The 20733-nt window shown below is 63.3% G+C and carries 21 protein-coding genes; 12 read left to right on the forward strand and 9 right to left on the reverse strand.

Annotated features, from left to right (window positions below; all coding sequences use genetic code 11):
* Window positions 1-73: 73 nt before the first annotated feature.
* Both dnaG and VHK65_13315 read right to left on the reverse strand, forming a co-directional pair.
* Entirely contained in the window at window positions 74-1933 is a 1860-nt protein-coding gene (gene dnaG, locus VHK65_13310; GenBank protein ID HVS07124.1) for a DNA primase, read from the reverse strand.
* Window positions 1934-1992: 59 nt separating this feature from the next.
* Window positions 1993-2223 (reverse strand): type II toxin-antitoxin system prevent-host-death family antitoxin, encoded by a 231-nt coding sequence (locus VHK65_13315; protein HVS07125.1) that lies wholly within the window; start codon window positions 2221-2223, stop codon window positions 1993-1995.
* 88 nt (window positions 2224-2311) lie between these two features.
* Between VHK65_13315 and VHK65_13320 the strand changes: the two genes are divergently transcribed.
* From VHK65_13320 to VHK65_13350, 7 genes are all read left to right on the forward strand, one after another.
* A complete protein-coding gene (locus VHK65_13320) occupies window positions 2312-2665 on the forward strand; it encodes a GYD domain-containing protein (protein ID HVS07126.1) in 354 nt (117 codons plus the stop codon).
* Between the two features lie 261 nt (window positions 2666-2926).
* Window positions 2927-3547, forward strand: a complete 621-nt coding sequence (locus VHK65_13325) for a hypothetical protein (GenBank protein HVS07127.1) — start codon at window positions 2927-2929, stop codon at window positions 3545-3547.
* A 12-nt stretch (window positions 3548-3559) separates the two neighbouring features.
* Window positions 3560-3796, forward strand: a complete 237-nt coding sequence (locus VHK65_13330; GenBank protein HVS07128.1) for a hypothetical protein — start codon at window positions 3560-3562, stop codon at window positions 3794-3796.
* Between the two features lie 50 nt (window positions 3797-3846).
* Window positions 3847-4053 (forward strand): hypothetical protein, encoded by a 207-nt coding sequence (locus VHK65_13335; GenBank protein ID HVS07129.1) that lies wholly within the window; start codon window positions 3847-3849, stop codon window positions 4051-4053.
* Window positions 4054-4147: 94 nt separating this feature from the next.
* Window positions 4148-4489: a GntR family transcriptional regulator gene (locus VHK65_13340; GenBank protein ID HVS07130.1), complete on the forward strand. Its 342-nt coding sequence runs from the start codon at window positions 4148-4150 to the stop codon at window positions 4487-4489.
* On the forward strand, window positions 4486-5385 hold the full coding sequence (locus VHK65_13345; GenBank protein ID HVS07131.1) for an ABC transporter ATP-binding protein: 900 nt from the start codon (window positions 4486-4488) through the stop codon (window positions 5383-5385). Before VHK65_13340 ends, VHK65_13345 begins: the two co-directional genes overlap by 4 nt.
* Window positions 5382-6278, forward strand: a complete 897-nt coding sequence (locus VHK65_13350) for an ABC transporter permease subunit (protein HVS07132.1) — start codon at window positions 5382-5384, stop codon at window positions 6276-6278. Before VHK65_13345 ends, VHK65_13350 begins: the two co-directional genes overlap by 4 nt.
* Window positions 6279-6287: 9 nt before the next feature.
* Here VHK65_13350 and VHK65_13355 read toward each other — a convergent pair whose 3' ends face one another.
* Window positions 6288-6641: a response regulator gene (locus VHK65_13355; GenBank protein ID HVS07133.1), complete on the reverse strand. Its 354-nt coding sequence runs from the start codon at window positions 6639-6641 to the stop codon at window positions 6288-6290.
* Window positions 6642-6764: 123 nt separating this feature from the next.
* Here VHK65_13355 and VHK65_13360 point away from each other — a divergent pair, with 123 nt between their 5' ends.
* The gene (locus tag VHK65_13360; GenBank protein ID HVS07134.1) at window positions 6765-7301 is read left to right on the forward strand and encodes a hypothetical protein; all 537 of its coding nucleotides are present in this window, start codon (window positions 6765-6767) and stop codon (window positions 7299-7301) included.
* Window positions 7302-7313: 12 nt separating this feature from the next.
* Here the strand turns inward: VHK65_13360 and VHK65_13365 are convergent, their stop codons facing one another.
* Complete coding sequence (locus tag VHK65_13365) at window positions 7314-8000, reverse strand: hypothetical protein (protein ID HVS07135.1); 687 nt, start codon at window positions 7998-8000, stop codon at window positions 7314-7316.
* A gap of 379 nt (window positions 8001-8379) precedes the next feature.
* Complete coding sequence (locus VHK65_13370) at window positions 8380-9825, reverse strand: aminotransferase class V-fold PLP-dependent enzyme (protein ID HVS07136.1); 1446 nt, start codon at window positions 9823-9825, stop codon at window positions 8380-8382.
* 135 nt (window positions 9826-9960) lie between these two features.
* On the opposite strand from VHK65_13370, the gene VHK65_13375 reads away from it, so the two are divergent.
* Window positions 9961-10986, forward strand: a complete 1026-nt coding sequence (locus VHK65_13375; GenBank protein HVS07137.1) for a pyridoxal-phosphate dependent enzyme — start codon at window positions 9961-9963, stop codon at window positions 10984-10986.
* 22 nt (window positions 10987-11008) lie between these two features.
* On the opposite strand, the gene VHK65_13380 is transcribed toward VHK65_13375, so the two are convergent.
* The 4 genes from VHK65_13380 to VHK65_13395 are packed head-to-tail and all read right to left on the reverse strand — an operon-like array spanning window position 11009 to window position 15241.
* The gene (locus VHK65_13380; GenBank protein HVS07138.1) at window positions 11009-11833 is read right to left on the reverse strand and encodes a SagB/ThcOx family dehydrogenase; all 825 of its coding nucleotides are present in this window, start codon (window positions 11831-11833) and stop codon (window positions 11009-11011) included.
* A gap of 13 nt (window positions 11834-11846) precedes the next feature.
* The gene (locus VHK65_13385) at window positions 11847-13166 is read right to left on the reverse strand and encodes a YcaO-like family protein (protein HVS07139.1); all 1320 of its coding nucleotides are present in this window, start codon (window positions 13164-13166) and stop codon (window positions 11847-11849) included.
* Window positions 13163-14320 (reverse strand): TOMM precursor leader peptide-binding protein, encoded by a 1158-nt coding sequence (locus VHK65_13390; protein HVS07140.1) that lies wholly within the window; start codon window positions 14318-14320, stop codon window positions 13163-13165. The genes VHK65_13385 and VHK65_13390 overlap by 4 nt, the downstream gene beginning before the upstream one ends.
* A 24-nt stretch (window positions 14321-14344) precedes the next feature.
* A complete protein-coding gene (locus VHK65_13395) occupies window positions 14345-15241 on the reverse strand; it encodes a hypothetical protein (GenBank protein ID HVS07141.1) in 897 nt (298 codons plus the stop codon).
* 212 nt (window positions 15242-15453) lie between these two features.
* Between VHK65_13395 and VHK65_13400 the strand changes: the two genes are divergently transcribed.
* The 3 genes from VHK65_13400 to VHK65_13410 are packed head-to-tail and all read left to right on the forward strand — an operon-like array spanning window position 15454 to window position 20697.
* Window positions 15454-17757 (forward strand): S53 family peptidase, encoded by a 2304-nt coding sequence (locus tag VHK65_13400; protein ID HVS07142.1) that lies wholly within the window; start codon window positions 15454-15456, stop codon window positions 17755-17757.
* Window positions 17758-17793: 36 nt separating this feature from the next.
* Window positions 17794-19938 (forward strand): hypothetical protein, encoded by a 2145-nt coding sequence (locus VHK65_13405; GenBank protein ID HVS07143.1) that lies wholly within the window; start codon window positions 17794-17796, stop codon window positions 19936-19938.
* 15 nt (window positions 19939-19953) lie between these two features.
* Window positions 19954-20697: a hypothetical protein gene (locus VHK65_13410; GenBank protein ID HVS07144.1), complete on the forward strand. Its 744-nt coding sequence runs from the start codon at window positions 19954-19956 to the stop codon at window positions 20695-20697.
* Window positions 20698-20733 lie beyond the last annotated feature (36 nt).

Raw genomic sequence — 20733 nt, forward strand, 5'->3', positions numbered from 1 at the left:
CGGGTCTTCTGAGCGCTTCGGCTTCCCACCCCCGGGCGGCGGCGCCTTCTTGGTCGTGGGCGCGTCTTTGAGGTTAGCCCTGGCCATTTCTCAAGTCTTTAAGTGCATCGAGTTGGTGGGCCAAGTGGTCATTCTCCTGCATGAGAGTAACGAGCCGAGACTCATCTCCCGCCGCGCGCGCTGCACGCATGTCAGCCACTAAAGCTTTCAACCGTCGTTGGGCGGCGTTTATTTTAAGTGTTTGGAGACATTGCTCCAGGCTCTGCCTCAGGGCAGCCTCTGAGCCGCTGTCCAGCTCGGGGTATTTGGCCATGGCGACCGCCGAAATCAGCCCCTGCTCGTCTGCCGCGAACTCGGAGAGGTGGTCGGTGGGACGAACCGTTGCTTCGGCTTCAACCATCTGTTGCAGCCTAGCGAAAACCCGCTCGTAGGCCGGTGCGGAGAAACTGACCGCCTGCAACTCGCCGGCGACCTCCGCAACCAGGTCGGGCCGCTCGATCAGGAGCCCCAGGAGGTATCCCTCGTCCTTCGTTGCCTGGGTCGCGCCATTTCCCTCAGCGGCAAAGCCCCCAAGCACACTCGGCCGATTTCCCTCGCCCGCTCGCGGGGGAGGGCCAGGGTGAGGGCCGCCTTTTCCGGACTTCAAGGCCTGGACGTCGCGAAGCAGGGCGGCTGGCTCAATGCGCAGCCATCCTGCGGCCTGCTGGGCGTAGATTTCCAGCACCGACGCCTCCGGGATCTTGGCCAGCACAGGAATCACCAATTCTGCCCCCCGGCGTCGCTCGCGCGCGTCGGTGAGATCGAGATTCGCCAGCGCCTGGCGCAGCAGGTACTCCCATTCCGGAAGAGCGTGCTCCCGCAGGTTCGCCCAGCCGTCGGGATGGGCCCGCAGGTAGTCGTCCGGATCCTTGCCCTGCGGCACCCGAACAACCTTTATATATACGCCCGATTTCGATGCCAGCTCGATCGCCCGCTGGGTGGCGTTCAGCCCGGCGTCGTCGCGGTCGAAGGCCAGCAGGAGTTCCTGGGTTTCCCGCTTGAGGAGCCGCACCTGGTGCTCGCCGAGGGCGGTCCCCGAGGTGGTGACCACGTTCGTCACATTCGCCTGCCAGGCGGTGATGGCGTCGAAGTAGCCTTCCATCAGGACGGCGTGCTTCAGCTCGTGGATCGACTTGCGCGCCCGGTGCAGGTTGAAGAGGGTCCGCCCCTTGTCGTAGAGGGCGGTCTGCGACGTATTCAGGTACTTGGGCTGGGCGGTGTCATCGATCACCCGGCCGCCGAAGGCGACCAGCTCGCCATGCTCGTCGTGGATCGGAATGATGATCCGCTGCCGGAAGCGGTCCCAGAGCTCCCCTCCCCCGTCGGGCTTGATCGCCAGGCCCGCCTCCATCATCTCGCCGTCGGCCGCGCCATGCTTGCGGAGGAAGCGGACCAGGTTGTCCTTTCGCTGCCCCGCCGGCGCGAAGCCAAGCTGGAACTCGGTCATCGACGCCCGGGTGACCCCGCGCGACTCCAGCTGGATCAACGCCCGCTGCCCGGCCGGGTTCTCGAGCAGGATGTGATGGAAATACTGAGCGGCCAGCCCGTTCAGCCGAGCAATGGTCCGTTTGAGCTCACGCTGCCGCCCGGCGCCGGGCGACTCCTCGAGGACGACGCCGGTCTTCTCGGCGAGCAGCCGCAAAGCGCCGCGGAAGTCGACATGCTCGATGTCCTGGATGAAGGTGAAGTGGTCGCCCCCCTTCTGGCAGCCGTAGCAATGCCAGAGCTGCTTTTCGGGCGAGACGTATAAGGATGGGGTCTTCTCCTGGTGGAAGGGGCAGAGCCCCTTCAGGTCGCGCCCGGCCTTTTGCAGCCGCAAGTGTTCCGAGATGAGGTCCACCAGGTCAAGGCGATCCTTGATCTCCTGGACGGCATCCTGTTTCACCGACGGCATCGCCAAAGCTTAGTTTTTCTCCCTTCCCCCTTGCGGGGGAGGGACGGGGTGGGGGTGCGCTAGCGTGGGGCGATAACCGGAAGACCGAGCGTTTGGGCAGCAGCGCTTATGCGAGCGTCGTATGTCACGACCTCGGCAACCATCCGGTCGATGACCCTGCGACCGTGGAGCGGCACGATCCGCGCGACGGGCCGACCCCATTCGGTCACCTCGATCGTTTCCCCTTCGATCACGCGTCGGATCGGATTACTGGCATTCTGGCGTAACTCGCGGATCTCCGCTTTGATCATGGACGACGTATGTAGCACATAGGCGTGAACTGAGATGCAGCAATTCGATTCAGGCGGCGTAGGATGGCCTAACCAGGAGGTGGTAACGATGGCGAAATTTGCGCTACTTGGCGGCTATACGGCGGAAGCGTGGTCCAAGATGATCGACAACCCTGGCGACCGAACCGCCGCCGTGAGCAAAGCACTCGAGGCACTGGGCGGTAAGCTCGAATCGTTTTACTGGAGCTTCGGTGACGACGACTTCCTTGGGATTATCGAGGTGCCCGACGATACCGCAGCGGCAGCGTTCTCGGTCGCGGTTGGAAGCAGCGGGACGCTTCGGAACGTGCGGACGATCAAGTTGATCTCGCTTGACGAAGGCCGGAAAGTCCTCGAAAAGGCGAAGGCGACGAAGGCCGCCTACTCGCCGCCTGGAGCACGCCAGGCGGCGGGCGTTCGGTAAACCACAGGCCGCAAACGCGCAGGGCGGTCAGGCTGGCCGCCCTCTCCCCTCCCATTCCGCCAAAGAAGTTGCCCCTTTAGGCCCCCGTCAGGCTACGTTGAGGGCAGCGACTTTACTGAGAGCGCATTTTGGGCGTGGGAATTAAGGAGGGCTGGATGAAGCGTTTGGTCTTAATTGGATCGGCGATCGCCGCATTGGCGTTGGGCTCGGTCGCGGCCTACGCCACCGCAAACTCCTAGCCCCGCGCGACATATATAGGGGATGAGAATCGAGCCCGCACGCCCCCTTGAACCGGTCGCGCTTACCCACCGCGAGTTCCTGGTCGAGGTCTACGGGCCCCTATTCGGGGCGATCGGGCGGTTGGCTCTGCCCGCTCCGGTTCGACTGAGTGATTTTGTCAACGAGCGAGAGGGCTTCCTGCGATTGACCGATGTGGAGCTCACGACCCATGGCGCGGTGTCGGCGGCGACCCAGAAGGGTCCGATGACCGAATACCTGATCAACAAGACGGGGATCGAGTTGATCTGCCAGCCACCGGCGGAAGCGATCGAACGCCGTTCCGAGGTCGACAAGGACCACGGCAGCTCCCTCTGGCAGGCGTTGAACAAGATGGCCGTCAACGCGAACTTCGATCTACGGGTGCCGAAAGAGCGCCATTACGTCCAGGTCCATACCCACCGTTTCACCGTGGGCGCCTACCTTCACCTGGCGCAGGGCGCCTCACTCGACGCGGTCCTCTCGCACCTTCCCACGAAATTCGTCGCGGTGACGGACGCCACGGCCACGTTCCTCGGCGGCACCGGCGAGCCCACCACCATCGAGCGCAAGCTGATGCTGGTGAATCGCGACCACATCCTGTTGGTCGCTCCCCGCGGCGACTAGTACCCTGTCCGTGTGAACGATTCCAAGCGGATGCAGGCAACGGCGCGGGTCTGGCTCAACGGCATCGCGCGCCACCTGGAAGATCTCCGTACTGATAGCTACGAGGGCGCCGTCGGACCCGAGCGCGAAACACGCTACCGCACAGCCTTCGACCTGTTGTCTACCGTCGCCACCGGCGTCCTGGCCGACATCTCGATTCAGCCACCCGGTCCAGAGGGTCACGGTGGGCTGATCGGATCCTGGTGTTGAGCTGGCCGGCACTCCGCCAGGCGAGGAGTCGGCTCACAGGGAAAGCACTATTGCCAGTCACGATCAGCGCGGTGTGGCCGGCGGGCTTTGTCCATCCGCACCTGGTTTCGGGAGGGGCCGTCAACCCGCGCGCCGCGTCGCTCACCGCGTGGCCGATGCAGATCGCGTCGGCAGAGGATGTCGACCTGGCGCGTGGTTTCCGCCGGAGCCTGATCGTCCCCTCCCCCATTCTCGAGCCCCCAGCCCACCCCTGTTGACACGCTAAGACCATTGTGCTAATTTGCTAGCACATTGGCACTAATCGCGTTCCACCTGGATCCGAACTCGGGCGTTTCCTTTTACGTCCAGCTGATGCAGCAGGTCCGGCAGGCGCTGCTCTTTGGAATCCTGAAATCGGGCGACCAGCTGCCTACCGTCAAAGAGGTGGTCGCCCAGGTCGCGCTCAACCCGAACACCGTGCTGCGCGCCTATCGCGACCTGGAGCATGAAGGACTCGTGGTGAGCCGTCCCGGACTCGGCACATTCGTCGCCGCCAAAGTGCCGCCTGCCCTCGCCCAATCAAGCTACCGCTCGCTTCGAGCTGAGCTCGAGCGATGGATTCGTAAGGCGCACGAGGCTGGGCTCGACGACGACACCCTCGCCGCCCTCGTCGCGCACGTGCTTCACGCAAAAACCAGGGAGGGCGTCGCATGATCGCGCCAATCGAAGCCACCGGGTTGGGCAAGCGATTCGGACGCACGTGGGCGCTGCGTGACTGCTCAATCCGGGTACCCGCCGGAAAGATCGCGGGGCTGGTGGGTCCGAACGGCGCCGGCAAAACGACCTTCCTCCACCTCGCCGCCGGTCTGCTCAGGCCGAGCAGCGGTGAGATCACAGTGTTCGGCCGATCGCCGCAGTCACAGCTGCTGCTCCTGCTCGACCGGGTCGGCTTCGTGGCCCAGGACACGCCGCTCTACGCTGGATTTTCTGTCGCCGACATGCTCCGCTTCGGCCAGAAGCTGAACCGGCGCTGGGATCCGGCGGCGGCTGAGACGCGATTGCGGAGTCTCGACATCCCCTTCGACAAGCGAATCAGCCACCTATCGGGCGGGCAGCGATCGCAGGTCGCGCTTGCCCTCGCCCTGGGCAAGCACCCCGAGTTGCTCCTCCTGGATGAGCCGGTGGCGAGGCTTGACCCGCTGGCTCGACGTGAATTCATGCAGCGGCTCACCGAGGCCGTGGCCGAGGAAGGGAGCACGGTGCTGCTCTCATCGCACGTGATGGCCGACCTGGAACGAGTGTGCGACTACCTGATCATCATCGCGGCTGGGCAGGTCCAGGTCGCCGGCGACATCGAGGCGCTGCTCGCCTCGCATCATCTCCTCGTCGGGCCGCGGGTCAGCGATGACGTCCGGCTGAGCGGCGCGCAACTCATCAAAGCCCACCACACCGAGCGGCAGTCGTCGCTCTGGATCCGAGGAAGGGTACCGGGGCTCGGCGCGGGCTGGCGCGAAGAGCCGCTGCCGCTCGAGGAACTGGTGATCACGTATCTGTCAGCGCCCCAGGCCGGAACGCTGCCGAGGCCCGAGCTCGAGCAGGCGGCATCATGACCTGGGTCACCTGGAGACAGCACCGGCTGGAGGCACTGTGGGCGCTCGTCCTCGCAGGGTTGGTTGGGGCGTTCACGGCCTACGCCGCCTACCAGCTCTGGGTTGCCGCCCCGAACTGCCCGAGAACCGTTGGGTCCGGCCTCTGTCTGTCCGGCGACATCTTCGGCCAGATCGCCCAGTCCATCATGCGGTTCAACCTTTTCCAATACGGCCTCGTCGTGCTCCCCGCGTTGGCCGGCGCGTTCATCGGTGCGCCGCTCGTCGCGCGGGAGATCGAGAACGGCACCCAGCACCTGGCCTGGACGCAGGGCGTCACGCGGACGCGTTGGCTGCTCACGAAGCTGGTGCTTGTCGTTGTCCCCCTGCTGGCGCTGGCGGCACTGGTTGGCTACCTCGAAGTTGTGTTCCTCAATGTCCAGGGGCCCCAGGTCAACCGCTGGAACGTCTTCGATCAGCAGACCCCGGTGGTCCCCGCCGCGACGTTCTTGGCGCTCGCGCTTGGTGTGGCATTTGGCGCCGTGATCGGCCGGTCGGTCCCGGCGATGGCGGCAACGCTGGTGAGCTTCGTCGTCGTCCGGGTTGGCATCGGCGAGTTGGTGCGCAGCCACTACATCGCCCCCGTCATGAAAACCACGCATGATCTGTCCGCGCTTGGCAGTCAGGCGGATCCCACGGCGTGGTGGCTTGGTTTCCCGGATTATTACGACTCGTCCGGACACCTCCTTGGCAATCTCGTCGGTCCAGGCACTGGCCAGCCGAGTTACGTGGTTCAGTACTTCCAGCCGGGCGATCGGTTCTGGGCGTTTCAGACGATCGAGGCGGCGATCCTTACCGGCATGGCATTGCTGATTCTGGGGTTCGCCGTCTATTGGGTGACGCGGCGCGCGACCTGAGGTCGGGCGCTATAGGGAGCGGAGCAGGTAGTCGGTCGGCCCGAGCGTAAAACCTCGTTGCCGCAATTCTTCTTCGGATCGGCTGGACACGAGGAGTACGGGAACGCCCGATAGCAGAGGATCCGCGCGGAGGCGCTGGAGGTCGCGAAATTGGGCTCCGCTCCCAGCACCCACGTCGAGCAACACCATGTCGGGTCTCCAGCCAGCTGCGTGTGCCGTGGAGTCACCAACGTCGGCGATCGTGCTCACGCGGTAGCCGTCCATCTCCAGCTTCATCCGGTACATCTCGGCGATGTCGGTGTCGCCGGCGATCAGCAGTACGTCACTGCTGTCTTCGTACCAGTCTGCAACGGCGTCGATCACATTTCCATGGTGCTCAACCGGAGTGAGATGGGCGTAAGAGGAGCCTAGAAATCCGTTAAGAGAAAATCTCCCTCCCCCGTTTGCGGGGGAGGGTAGGGTGGAGGCGCTGTAGCATGCTGCTCAATGGCCGGGTCGATTGGCGACCCCAAGCGCGATCCAACCTTCACCGGACTCATTGCGCTGGCGGGCGCGCTCGCCGGCGTTCTTCTCTGGCTCCTGACCTTTGTGCTCACCCGCTCGCGCATCTCTGGCGACGGCTGGTCGCTCTCGGGCAACGGCGCGCTGATCATTCCATTCGGCGTCGGCCCTGCCGTGGTCGCCGGCGGCTGGGCCGCCATCATCCTTCGCATGCGCGGACATCCGCGCCGGCTCCAACTCGGCATCGGGAGCGGCCTGATCGGCCTGGCGCTCACGGCGGGCAGCCTCCTCTCCCTCATCGCCTTCGGACCACGCGCACGCGACGCCGGCGCGACGGCCTCCCTCTTCTTCGGCTTCCTGCTCTATGGCTGGCTGCTAGCGAGCGCGATCGTCGCGGCCATGATCCCGGCACCGGACCCCGAACGGCACGGTCCACCCTTCTGGTGCATGGCCGCCATCGTTCTGCTGCCGGTCACGTTGATCGCCGGCTGCGCGGCTGGCTCCGGACTCCTCCCGGCATGATTCGCTCGGCCCTCACAAGATCGGGTCTACGGTCCAGGTGCCTGTACAGGATCCGGCGGCCGCAATGCCCTGACACGCGAACTCGACCTTCGAAGCGCTACTGACCGCCACCGTGGCTGATGTCCCCGGGCGCGCGGTTGCCAAACCTTTTTGCAAGCCTTTGCTGTCGGAGGGGACCCCGACAATCATGCATTTCCCAGTGTTCTTGATGGTTATTCTCACTGCAATGTCCTGCCCGTCGACACTTTGCCATAATCCTGCGTCGCTATTGCCGCACGTTGTATCGATTTCACCGGTGCCGCCTCTATCCTTGGCGCTGCTCGGGGCCAGGCCTATCCGATAGAACGGCGGGCGCGCGCCATACGGGATCGCCCAGGGCGGCTCAGGTTCCTTACGCCTGCCATCGAGGAACCATTCCCAGTTGAAGTCCCCATACTTCCTTTGCGAGATCGCGACAAATATCAGGAGAAAAACGAAGTAGGCGAAAAATCCTATTGCAAGCCCAACCCCATATGCGCCGAAGAGATTTGTGCCGGGCTTGAATAAGGCAAGCACCGCGGCCCCACCGAGCGCGCCAATCAACGTCACAATGTCGGAAAGTTGGATGTCTCCGCTGCGATAACGGTTGATGTAGTAGACGAACCACCCGATCACGACACCAAAAGCTCCGGCACCCCATAGAGTCAAAGCATCCGTCACGAGACGTCACCCCCTTCCCGTTTCACGGGCCAAACTGTTCTGCCAGATTGCGTGAGCCCCGGCGGCCAAAGTAGCGGCAACCGCGCAGACAAATACAGAAATCCACCCGCTGAATAACTCCACGCTAGCCGCGACCACAGCGCTGGCTGCGAACACTCTGAACCACGAATGGATCGGCCGATGGAGCCCGCGCAGACGCGTGGCAACGAGCCAGCCCCAAACTAACCCGATGCCCAATGACCCCGAGATGGCCATGATGTCGGGGGCCACTCGATCCGATTGCCTCCCCAGAATCCGACTCTCCCGCGTTTGTGTGGCCAATCTAGCAGTGGCCCCGCCACCTGTCAACATTCGGCCGTTCCGTCGCGAGCCGCGACGGCTATGTCTCTTGGAGATACATCCCGGCCACCCGTGTTCCGACTTGCCGTACCACATCGAGAATCAGGTTGACGTCAGCTTCGGTGGTGCGCCAGTTGAGGATGACGGGCCGGAACCCGATCGGTCCGCCGAAACTGGTCGTGGAGCCGATATACACCCTGCCGTCGTCCATAATCGCTTCGCCGACACGTGTGTTGAGCTCGTCGAGACGGGATTCCTGTACACCGCTCGGCTTGTAGCGAAACAGGACGGCGTTGAGCGGCGTCGGGGCTAATCGCTCCATGTCCGGTGCGGCGTCGACCTGTATAGCAAGATGCTGCGCGAGTTCGAGATGGCGCTCGACCATCGTGCGATAGCCGTTCCGACCGTACGCCTTGAGCGTTGCCCAAACCGTGAGCGCACGGGCACGCCTGGAGTTTTCCGGGGACCGCGACGAGAAGTCAAGCCTGGTCTCACCGATGAAGGCGTGGCCGACGCGGAAAGCTCCCTCCAGAAACTCCGCCTGACGGACAAACACGAAACCGCAGTCATATGGCACGTTCAGCCACTTGTGGCAATCGGACGCCACTGAATCGGCTTCCTCGATTCCGTCAGTCAGCAGTGCCGCCCGTGGAGTCAGTCGCGCGAAGAGGCCAAACGCACCGTCCACATGCAGCCATGCCCCGTGGCGCTGGCATAGATCCGCCATCTCTCGGATGGGATCGAAGAGTCCGGTGTTGACTTCGCCGGCGTTCGCAATGACGATCGCCGGTTCCCCTCCTAAGGCCTTGAGCGCGGCCTGCAACCGCTCGATATCAAGGGCGCCCGTTCCATCGCGCGCCAGGATGGTGATTCGCCGTCTCCCGACACCGAGCATTGCCAGAACCTTGATGGTCGTCGGGTGGATCCATCCGCTAGTAAAGATGGGGACGGGCTCAAGGCCAGCCAGTCCATCCTCGTCGACGTCAACCCCATGTCGGGCGCCCCACCAGCGTCGACTCGCTGCTAGTCCAGCGTACGTTGCCATCGTCGCGCCTGACGTCAGAACTCCGGCCCATTGCGCCGGGAGTCTGAGGAGATCCTTGAGCCAATTCAGGCTGACCTCCTCGAGCTGACACGCAAGCGGTGAATTGGCCCAGAATCGCGCGTTCTGATCGAAGGCTGAGGTCAGCCAATCAGCGCCCAGTGCCGCCGCCGTGCTTCCGCCGGTCGCCCAGTGGAAGAAGCGCGGCCCGGCGGAGCGTAAGGCCGCCACCGAGCCGATTTCGGCGAGCTCGTTCAGCACCGCAACAGCGCCAACGCCATTCTCCGGAAGAGGGACGTCGAAGGCGGTCGCGGTCGAGTCGGCGCCGGCAAGGCGAACCGGGTCACGGTCGATGCCGGAAAGGAAGCGCATGGCCGAGTCGGCGGCGAGCCGCAGGGCCGGCTCGAGCTCCGCGCGGCGCGCCAGGGGATCGGAATCCAACATTGCGGGTCGGATGCTACTGCCGTCGATTCTCAATGTCAATGTCGTCGTCGCGCGGGCCATGGTGACGTTGCCGTGACGTCCTCGGGACGCGCGGAAGATGCGTCGAATACGGGTCTCTGCTGTGCTGTCCGCATGATGGTGGTGAGTCGGTCATTGGCGGGCCCAGTCGACCTCGCTCAATGCAGCCGGGCAGAGCTTCTCGCCCTACTTCCGCAGATTGGCGGCACTCCGTTAGTCCCGGTGAAGGTCCTGATTCCGGAGGCGCGCTGGATCCTGCTTAAGTTGGAAGGCGCAAACCCGGGCGGCTCGCTGAAGGATCGGATCGCACGGTTCATGATCGACCAGCTTCGCGGCCGCCAGCAACTTCCTCGCGGAGCCACCCTCGTCGACTCGACATCAGGCAATTTCGGCATCGCCTTGGCCTGGCTTGCCCGAGCCCAGGGCTTTCGGTTCATTGCCGTGAGTGATCCCAAACTGACCAGCGAGAATGCACAGCGGCTCAAGGATCTGGACGCGCACGTAGAGATTGTCCAGGAGAGGGACACTGCTGGAGGGTGGCTGCTTACGCGTATTGGTCGAGCACGCGAGATCGCTCAGACCGAAGGCGCGGTGTGGGTCAATCAATACTCCAATCGGGACAACCCTCGCGCCCATTACCTCGAGACCGGCCCCGAGCTGCTACGGCAGGTCACGCCACCACTCCAGGCCGTCTTCGTCCCTGCATCGACGGGCGGAACGCTAGCTGGGCTGGGGGCCTTCCTGAAGCGTCACAGCCCACAGACGAGGGTCATCGCGGTCGACGGCGAAGGATCTTCGCTGTTTGGCGGTTGCCTCGGACCACGCGCCGTCAACGGGCTCGGTTCGAGCCGCAGGTCGGAATTCCTGAGTCTGGATCTCTATGACGATGTTGTGAGAGTCGGTGGCCAGGAGGCCTTTGATTATTGTCGCGATCTCCGTCGATCCACGGGCATTGAGGTCGGGGGGTCAGCCGGGGCCGCCGTCGCCGCATGCGTCGCTTATCTGCAGCTGCACTCAGAGATATCCACGGCAGTCTGTATCTGCCCGGACCACGGTGCGAACTATCGATCGAGCATCTTCAACGACGAATGGATGAAGCAACAGGGATACGAGACTCGCTCGGCGACGCTAGTCGCCAGCTGAGGGCGAGGCGCGCGCAGGCGCCCTAGCCGGCTCCTTCCGGAGCTACTGGTCCATCGCCTCGGCCCACTGCAACGAGGTAAAGCGAAACCTCCTCAACGCCGTCGACGTTAAGCAGGGCGTCCAGTTCATCGTCGACGAAGCCTCCGACCGCAAATGCTGCCAGGCCCAGGGAGTGCGCCGTCAGCAAGAGATTTTGGGCGATGTGTCCGGCTTCGAAAAGCGTGAATCGATATCCGCGCTCACCGTACTTGAGGCGGCTCTTTGCCGAGATTCCGGTCATTGCAACGACGGCTCCGGCCCCCGCCAGTTCGTCGAGAAAGGTGATCCGACGAAGTGCCGCAAGCGGGCTCGACGTGGACAGAACCTCCAACCGCCCCCGGAACGAGTCGTAGTGGTAAGTGCCCCGTTCGAGTCCTTGCACCTCCACGGCTAGCAAATACAGCTCGACCGGATACAGGGCGCCCGCGGACGGTGAGGCCCGGAGAGGCTGTTCTCGAGCGCCGTCGACGGTGATCCACCCCGTTATGCCAGCCGCGAAATGCAGCAACTTGGCCACCTCGCCAAGGCTCAGCGACCCTCTGGTAAACGTCCGGATCGATCTTCGGGTCAACATCGCTTCGTCGAAATCACGCTCGGCGCGGGGGAAGTCCATGGGGAGGGACACGGTGGGAGCCGACGGGTACCGCTTATGCCCCCGGGTCAACAACTGGTGAACGTACGGGCTCGCCGAAGCCGCGATGATGCGTTCTATGAAGACGAGGTCTGAGCGGCGCTGCTTCGAGTTCTCGTGAAAGAGCTCACTTGCGCCACCGTCCTCGTTGGCGTCCAATATTGGATCGGCTGACATGCGACCTTCCTTCTCAGGGATACGGGTGGGGATCGGGATTGAAGGAGGCTAGATCGCCTTTAGCTGGGTAGCCCAGCTTTCGCGGAACCTCGCGCAGCCGGCTGCCGCCCAGGAAGCGATGGGTATGGTCGCCTTCGAGGGACTGGGCCAGTGGTACGAACGTCTTCACGACTCGGAAGCCGAGCTCGCCCACATCGTCGGTGGTCAAATCGACGGCCAACACTTCGCATCCTTGTGACTCGACCAGGTTCAGCGACAGGGCTAAATCGGCACGCCGGTTTCCCGTGGAGCGGTTCGGAATGTCCATGAACGAAATGCGGTCCACGCCGTCAAGTAGGAATCGAATCGAAGGCAGCATGTCGCCATACCCGTAAAGGAAGACGTGCTGTTCGAAGTCGGTGATATTGCCGTAGTCGCTATCAATCATCAGCAGTTCCCCGGACCTGCCCATGAACTTTGCCCACTCCCTGGTCTGTGCGGCTTCGACGAGGGCCTTTAGCGCCGCACGTTCAGGGTCGAGGTGAGAAGCGCCGCCGGAGCAGATCATCGGCGGTTGCCTGCTCGTGTCGACCACGATGCACAGAATGCTGGGGATGCCAAAGTCCGTCGCCAGCGAGTGCAGGCTGTACTGCAAATAGGGGCGTGCAAAATGCTCCTCGAACGCACGCCCCACGACTTCGCTCGACTGAATGTCGATTTGCGGGACGCCGAGTTGATTCAGCCAGGTGATGCTAAAGGCGTCACGCTCGACGATTTCAAACAGGCCGCGGAGTAAGGCGTCACCCCAGGAACTCCCGGTCGCCTGACCAGTCGAAATGCTTGGCGCGATGGTGCGTTCGCCTTCATCCCGAAAAAAGGGAAAGTAAGGGATGTAGCACATGCAGGCCGGTAGCAGCATCGGTTCCTTTTTCGTCACGGCTACTCCCCATGTCCAGCACAGCTGGGTCTCTTCGGTAAACCAGTCGTAGCGGACGTGCGAACGCTGCTCAGCGTGGAAGAGGGCCACCTCTTTTGGGTGCAGCGCACGGGCAACCTGGCTGACCTGGCCATAGGACCCTAGCCGAAGGTCGTCCTTGAAGTAAATGCTGCAGCAATATCGTTCCAGGGCTTCCCCAACGGCGGCAAGGTACGCGTGTTCGCGGGTCAAGCCGGCGCCGCCATTGTTGTCGACGCATCGGAGGGGGAGGTATTTGCCCGTGTCGGCCATCTTGGCCGCATAGTTGAATATTTCCGGCTCACCGGGCTCGACCGGGATTTCAGACAACCAACGAATAATTCCCGTCTCGCTGTCGATGGCTCGCTTCGGGTTGACTCGGTTAGGCGTTCGCGTCAATCCGGCGTCTCATCCAAAAGCCAGGTATTGATGCTTGGTCGGCCTTGCTGCGCACGCCCGCAATCGGAACACCGCGGGACTCTCAAAACCGGATGCTGTCGCATCTCATAGCTGAGGAGTTCGAACGTCAACACGGCGCCGTGCGTCAAGGGCCGGCTAAAGCCGGTCAGGAGCTTTAACACCTCGACCACCATCAGTTGGTCCCCGAGGGTGGCGTTCAGGCTGATGGGTCCGAGCCTTTGATCGACGTCATACCGATCCGTCATCGGCCATTGGTCGGTATCGATGAGCGTGTTGCCCATCTTGCGCAACTCGTAGCACCGGAAACAGGCGGTCTCATGTGGAAGTACGGTAGGGCCGAGTTCGATGCGGAATCCGAGGGTCCGACAACTCGTCCATCTCACGTGCTGCCGAAGGCAGAGACGGTTGAAATCGCGGTAACGAATCGGGTCAAAGACATCTTCGCAGAGCACGACGAGGTCCACGTTCGCGGGAAGCGCCGGTGCATTGTTGGTTGCGTCAGCGTCGGCGACCGCAAACTGGACCAGACTGTTGCGTTCTGCGAACTGAGACTGTAGAGCCAGCGCGCGGACGGCCCCCAGGTGGGCCGCTGTGTATGGCGTACTGACGAGGTCGCGAGCTGTGACCCGGCCGTTATCGCTTCCCACGATGTGGCCCACCCCGATTGCCGCGAGAGCCTGGGCCAGCCTCGACCCGAGTCGTCCCAGCCCGACAAGCAGGACCGTGGCGTCCCTCAATCTGCGCTGCAAGGCAAAGGCTGTCGCGGATCGAGTTTGGGGGATGGAGGGAACCGCCGCGCCCATCGGGGTGAAATGAGAGAGGAACGTCACCTGCTCGCCGTAGGCGTCCATCTCGGCCGCCGAAAACAGGTCTCTCCGTCCACGCGAGCGTTCGATCAGTCCGCGTTCCTCGAGATCGTGAACCAGGTCAAGCGTTGCCTGGCGGTGGCCTTCGCCAACTCTTTTCAGAATTCCTTTCAGTGATTTTCCCGAGCGCAGAAGGGGGAAAATCAGGTCGAGAACGCCATCGGCGCCGTTGCTCCCCTTGATGCGAACGCTTTCGGTTAGCGAAAGCAACTGATAGTCATTTGAGGCGAGCCGGACCGCGTGAAATCGGTCAGCGAGCTTCAGCATCGGCGCCGCCGCACGTCAGTGAGATCAGGCCACGTGGCCCGAGTAGTAGCTCGGATTTACCCACGTGTTTGATACCGCCGAGCAGGAACTACAACTACCCCAGCAGCAGCAACAGCAGCAGCAGCAAGATGTCCCCGGGGACGACGTCAACCCTTGCAACCGCATGAACTGAAGTTCGGCAATCGAGCTGACGACCGGGGCATTGTGAAGGAACTGTGCAATCTGGTCTGGTGTGTGGACGGCAGCCGAGTACTGATCTACCAGCAAAGCTCGCAACGCATCGTTGGAGATGCTGCTCGAGATATCGATCGTAATGTTTCGCGGCCCAGGCTCCCGCACTTTCCGCTCCACCAGCCGCCCGGGCCCGTGTTTGGTCAAGTCTTGGGCGGCAAAACGCCTAACCGCCAGCTTGCCTTGCATGAAGTCGATCGTGACGAAGTTCACGATCTTTGTGCCCGCCAGCTCAACGACCACACCACTCGCCGGTTCGCCCTCTGAAAATCCGACCGCCCCTACGACCTTGGCATTGGGATCGGGGGAACTGTACGGAACGACGCAAATTATTTGTGGGCGCCCCAAAACCTTGCTGAAGGGCGCGTAGGTACGAGCGCGGTTGGCCATGCGGAGAAGGCCGCGCTGGCGCATCGCGGCATCGATCTCGGTCGCGCCTCGGGCTTTAACAAATTGCTTACGCGCGGCTATTTGGGACTCCTCGAGTCCATAGGCTCGGACCGCGACATGTCCCTGATACGCCGCCGCCACTAGCCTCTGCTCGATCGAGCGGAGTACTTCCATCTCGTTTCTCGCTCGGTCCATCGGTCCCTGGACGTCCTCTGCCATGTCTTCTTCCTCCAGCAAGCATCCCGACGTTCGACGGAACTCTCGCGCTTTTAACAGCACTGCTAACAGGTCCGACGTCACCGCTCTGTCAATCAGCCGTCACGCTACACCTCGCTCTCGCGTCGTATTGCGTTTCGTGACGGATAGAAAACGGGCCCGCAACGGCTCTCTGACGCACCGGTGACGGCGGTGCTTGCAAGCTCTGCGTCACCGGGCTGCCCAACGAGGGCGGCCGGAGTTCTGCGTCGGCGCGGCTGTGTCGCCCGAAGGAAGCCGGGTGTAGGAGGGTCGGAATGCCACCGTTGAGAACACGCTTTGTCCCCCTGACTGGCAGCGGCAGTCTCGCTGTACCAGGCGCTCGCGTGGTCGGTACTCCCCGACTACAAAACGTTATTAGCGTTTCGCTTGTCCTGCGGCCCCGTACCAGTGAGGGGCTGCCATCAGTCTCGGCGATCGGTGCGAGGCGACCCCGCTTCCGCCGGTATCTAACCCGCCAGGAATATGCGACGAACTACGGCGCCCACCCGGGGGATATCCTCCGCGTCGAACGGTTCGCACACCGCTTCGGTCTAACCGTTGTCCAACGGAGCATCGCGCGTCGCACCGTCGTGCTGTCCGGGCCGATCAGCGCCATGATCGATGCGTTCCAGACCCCACTCGTTCTTTACCAGCTACCGGATGGCCGGATTTACCGCGGCCGCACCGGTCAGATATATCTGCCGGCCGGGCTGGCAGATGTTGTCGTCGCTGTCCTGGGCCTGGACAATCGGCCAGCGGCCAGGCCGCACTACCGCGTGATTGCTAGGGTGCCACGACCACGCCGCCGCGGGAAGTGGGTCTTCCCTCGTGCCCCCGGCGTCTCCTACTACCCGACTGAAGTTGCGAAGCTCTACAACTTTCCAGTCGGCACCGGGCAGGGCCAAACCATCGCGATCATCGAATTGGGAGGAGGATACCGGGCCGCTGATCTCACCGCCTACTTCAAAAAACTGGGCCTGCAGGCCCCAACCGTCGTCCCGATTTCGGTAGACGGAGGAGCAAATAAGCCCACCGGAAATCCGGGTGGGCCCGACAGTGAAGTCATGCTCGATATCGAGGTGGCGGGTGCCGTCGCCCCGAAAGCGAAAATCGCGGTCTATTTCGCCCCGAACACAGACCAGGGATTCCTCGACGCCATCACCACGGCCGTTCATGACGCAACCAATAAGCCGTCGATCGTTTCAATCAGCTGGGGACAGGCAGAGTCGGGCTGGACAGCCCAGTCTCTGAAGGCGTACGACCAGGCCTTTCAGGCGGCAGCCGCGCTGGGCGTCAGCATTTTCTGCGCCGCCGGCGACAACGGGTCGGGGGACGCCATCGGCGATGGGCTTGCCCATGCCGACTTCCCGGCATCCAGTCCGCATGTGTTCGGTTGCGGCGGGACCACCTTGCTTCGGAGCGGCACTACGATTCAGAGCGAAGTCGTCTGGAACGCGGGTGCTGGATCCGGCGCAACCGGCGGCGGCGTAAGCACGACGTTTGGTCTCCCGGCCTGGCAGGCAACAGCAAACGTGCCGCCCTCGGTGAATCCTGGACACAAGATCGGGCGAGGTGTACCCGACGTGTCGGGCAATGCTGATCCAGCCACCGGGTACAAAGTCCGCGTCGACGGTGTAGACAGTGTTGTCGGCGGGACCAGCGCCGTCGCCCCATTGTGGGCTGGCCTGATCGCTCGCATCAATCAGAGTCTCGGCACGAGCGCGGGCTTCTTCAACCCGCTCGTCTACGGGCTTAAGGCGCCTCGCCCCGGATTCCGCGACATCACCAAGGGCAACAACGGTGCCTATCGAGCACGGCTGGGCTGGGATGCATGTACCGGCCTGGGGAGTCCCCGCGGGGTCGGGTTGTTGAATGTCCTAAAGGGCGGTGGTGGCCCTCCTGTCAAGCCTCCGGTCAAGCCTCCGGTCAAGCCACCGGTGAAACCCCCGGTCAAGCCGCCGGTCAAGCCGCCGGTCAAGCCACCGGTGAAACCCCCCGTCAAGCCACCAGTGAAACCTCCTGTCAAACCTCCCGTCAAACCGCCGGTGAAACCGCCGGTCCAGCCACCGGTGAAACCTCCCGTCAAGCCACCGGTGAAACCTCCTGTCAAGCCACCCGTCGAGCCCCCGGTCGAACCCCCGGTCGAACCCCCGGTCGAACCCCCGGTCGAGCCTCCGGTCGAACCGCCCGTCGAGCCTCCGGTCGAACCGCCCGTCGAGCCACCGGTCGAACCGCCAGTCGAACCGCCAGTCGAACCCCCGGTCGAGCCGCCGGTCGAGCCGCCCGTTGAGCCACCGGTCGAACCGCCCGTCGAGCCACCGGTCGCACCTCCGGTCGAGCCACCCGTTGAGCCGCCGGTCGCACCGCCGGTCGAGCCGCCCGTCGAGCCGCCCGTCGAGCCGCCGGTCGCACCTCCGGTCGAGCCGCCGGTCGAGCCACCGGTCGCACCTCCGGTCGAGCCCCCCGTTGAGCCTCCGGTCACGCCGCCGGTGGAGCCACCGGGCGAGTTGATCAAGAAGCGCCGCCGGCCGGGCGTTTGGCCCCTGCGCCGGCAAGGGGGTGGTGGACTCCGGCCCTGAGAACATCAAAGCCGAGGGGCATGCGGGAATGAGCGGGTGAGCATCCACGCTCTGCAATTGGAGGTACGTTGGGACCTGCGGCAACGTACCCAATCAGAGTCACCGGGGTTGCCCAAATCGCTGGTGGCCGCCATTCGCGGCTCATCGCATGCCCCAAATCCCGTCCAGCTGGCCTTAGACCGTTTCACGCTCCGCCTTCAGTCGGGCCCATTTGAGCTCCGGGAGACCGAGATAGGCATCGGTCTCGACGCGTTGATTCGCTGGTCTCGCGAGGTTGACCGTAACCTGCCACAGCCATCAACGCATCCCGCGACCACGCACCTGTTCTTCTTTATGAGCGGGCTGCGCCCGGACTGGGCGATGCTGCGCGCCGTGACCGAGCTGATGGCGCCGTCACTGTTGCTCCTTCTGGGGCGCCCAGCGGGCGGGCGGCTTCGACTCAGGTTAGAGTCGGATGTGATCCACGTGAGCATTCCATACCTGCTGAACCCCTCAGCAGCTCGGTTGACCATTCCGATCATGACCGGCATGCTCACCGCCTTGCTTCGCGATGGAGGGCGCGGGATCTGGCCCCGAAGTCTGATCCGGCATCCCGACCTGGTCGTCGCCGCCAGCCGGTCCCTGTCGCTGCCGCAACGACGGAAAGCGGAGGAGCCGGTCCTGACGGACGGCCGTGAAACGCGACTGAGCGGTGTCACGGCCGACGGCAGATTGGTGAAGGTCTACGCCCAGCAGTCACTGACGGTTCTTTACCTGTATGCCGAGCCCGACGTGCAACGACTGCTTCCCGCCAGGCTCAGATCTCGTGTCAGGAGGGCCGTCACCGGGGAAACCGGTTTGTCCCTCGAAAACAGCCACGCCGAGATGGGCAAAGGCGCACTGGCGGCTCTGGCCGCGATGCGGGCTTCAGGCGACGACGGTCGGAGCGATGTCGTAACCCGCTCGACTCTAGCCCGGCACCTGATCCTGGCCGTTATTCAGACAGGTCCAGAGCCCGTACCCGCTGACGTATGGACGGCTCGTGCCATGGCCAGGCAATTCTCAGTCGAGGTCGTGCTCTGTCCCTGGTACGGTCTGGAGTTCTGCGATCGTGCCGTGTACATCACTGGACCGGTTCGACGCGTCACACCGACCGGTGTCGACCCCGCGCTTATCCCCCGAACACAGGCGAGGGAGGTCGACATGCTCTTCTTCGTCGGTGCGTCCGGTGGTGAGCTCGCCGGGACGTACCCGGCAGAGCGCAATGCTCTTCAAAAACTTGCGTCGCTTGGGGTCCAAACCGACAACGTATCGCGCTACTTCCTCGTTGACCGCTTGATGGCCGAGGCCTCGCGTCGGTGCGTGGTCACCAATGCGATTGGGCCAAGGCTCTGGGGCCCCAAGCATGAGCTCGAACTCCGGCTCCGAAGCTACTCTCGGGGAACCGGACGTCGATTGTCTCGCCCCGAGACGTTGATCGCGGAACGAGCGCAGCTGCCGACCGTACTAAAGAGCTTCGCGCGGCGCGGGATCGATTGCATTGTTAAGCCTGCGTTCGGCGCGTGGGGGGCCGGCTCACAAGCGTTGAGACCGGACTCCCCGTGGCAACCGATCTCCGACGCGAAGCAATTCGTCGTCCAGCAGCTGGTCCCTCGTCCAGTCCTTCTCGGCAGTCGGAAGATCGACCTCCGCTGCCATGTCTTGATTGACGTCGACAGCCGGGAGCGATGCAAGTTGATTGCTCCAGTACTAGTTCGACGCGCCGGGACCACGTATGTCCGCGGTGACGATGATGCAGAGATCAACAATCTCACGTACCAGCGCCAGCGCGGATTGCATTCGTCAATCCTGCCCATCGATCAGATGATCGGAATCCCGGAGCCGACTCGACGGGCCATCATGCGTGGCCTCGAAACACTGGCCGCAGACCTCGTTGATGCCTACTTCTTCTGGGCGCGGTCTATCCGGGCCAGCCACCCAGAGTGGATCGTGCCACGGCGGGTGCTCGTCTGGGGAATCGATGTCGGCATCTCACGCAGCCGCCAGGGGATCGCCCTCCTGCTGCTGGAAAACAACACACGGCCACAGCTACTGCGAAACGCGGCGAGCTGTGATCGTGCCATGGCGGCAATGCTGCTCTCAAATTATCTACCAAGCGCGGTCCGGTGCCGCCTCGACTCGGTCCATCTACGGCAGAGCTAAAAGGAGGTCGTGAACATGGCTGATGTGGAACGACGCATCACGGCGAGGAGTCAACGCCCGCCGATCACCGCCCCGGCTTTGAAGACCGGAGCAACGCTGTTGGCACCGGCGATTCGTGAGCAACTGGCTAGGTACGGCTACTATTCGCTGACCAACGTCCTGACCGATGAAGTGGCTCGTCACATCACCAACGAAGCCCAGCGGCAGCAAGCAAGCGCGACTCGAACCGTATCGACGTGGTTCGGCATCTCGCGTGAGGGAAAGTATTTCGCAAGCCCAATGCGCTTCAGGTCCAGCCGGCCAGGCCGATATCTCAACTACTTGCATCGTCATCCTCAAACGCTGCGATTGGTCCAAGCAATCGCCGGCCAACCGATGAGGCCGTCGCAAGCGTCGTTCATGTATTACAGGGACGGGAGTCGCGTGGGCCTCCATACGGAAGTTCCAGGATGCCAGCTGGTCTTGTTGGTCAGCGTCATTGGATCCGTTCCCCCGCTGCTGGTGTACCCCCAGATGAGAGGCATGACGCTGGAACAGCTGGTGGCGAGGGCAAAAGCCACCGGGGGTGCCCCACCCGGCGGCGTCCCGCTCAGAATACCCCGGCGTGGGTTCGCGATTCTGCGTGGGCGTAAGACTCCCCACCGGCGTCCGGTCGTCCACACACAGGGGGAAACCATCGGCCTGGCGACGCTGTGTTATGTGGCGGGAACCGGAGGCACGCTCGCACGCGGTGTGCAGCGACTGGCCGGACACGGTTAGCGACGGTCGATGCCGATGGCAATGACACTTCGTGCT

The organism is Candidatus Dormiibacterota bacterium, assembly GCA_035544955.1.
Classification (GTDB): domain Bacteria; phylum Chloroflexota; class Dormibacteria; order CF-121; family CF-121; genus CF-13.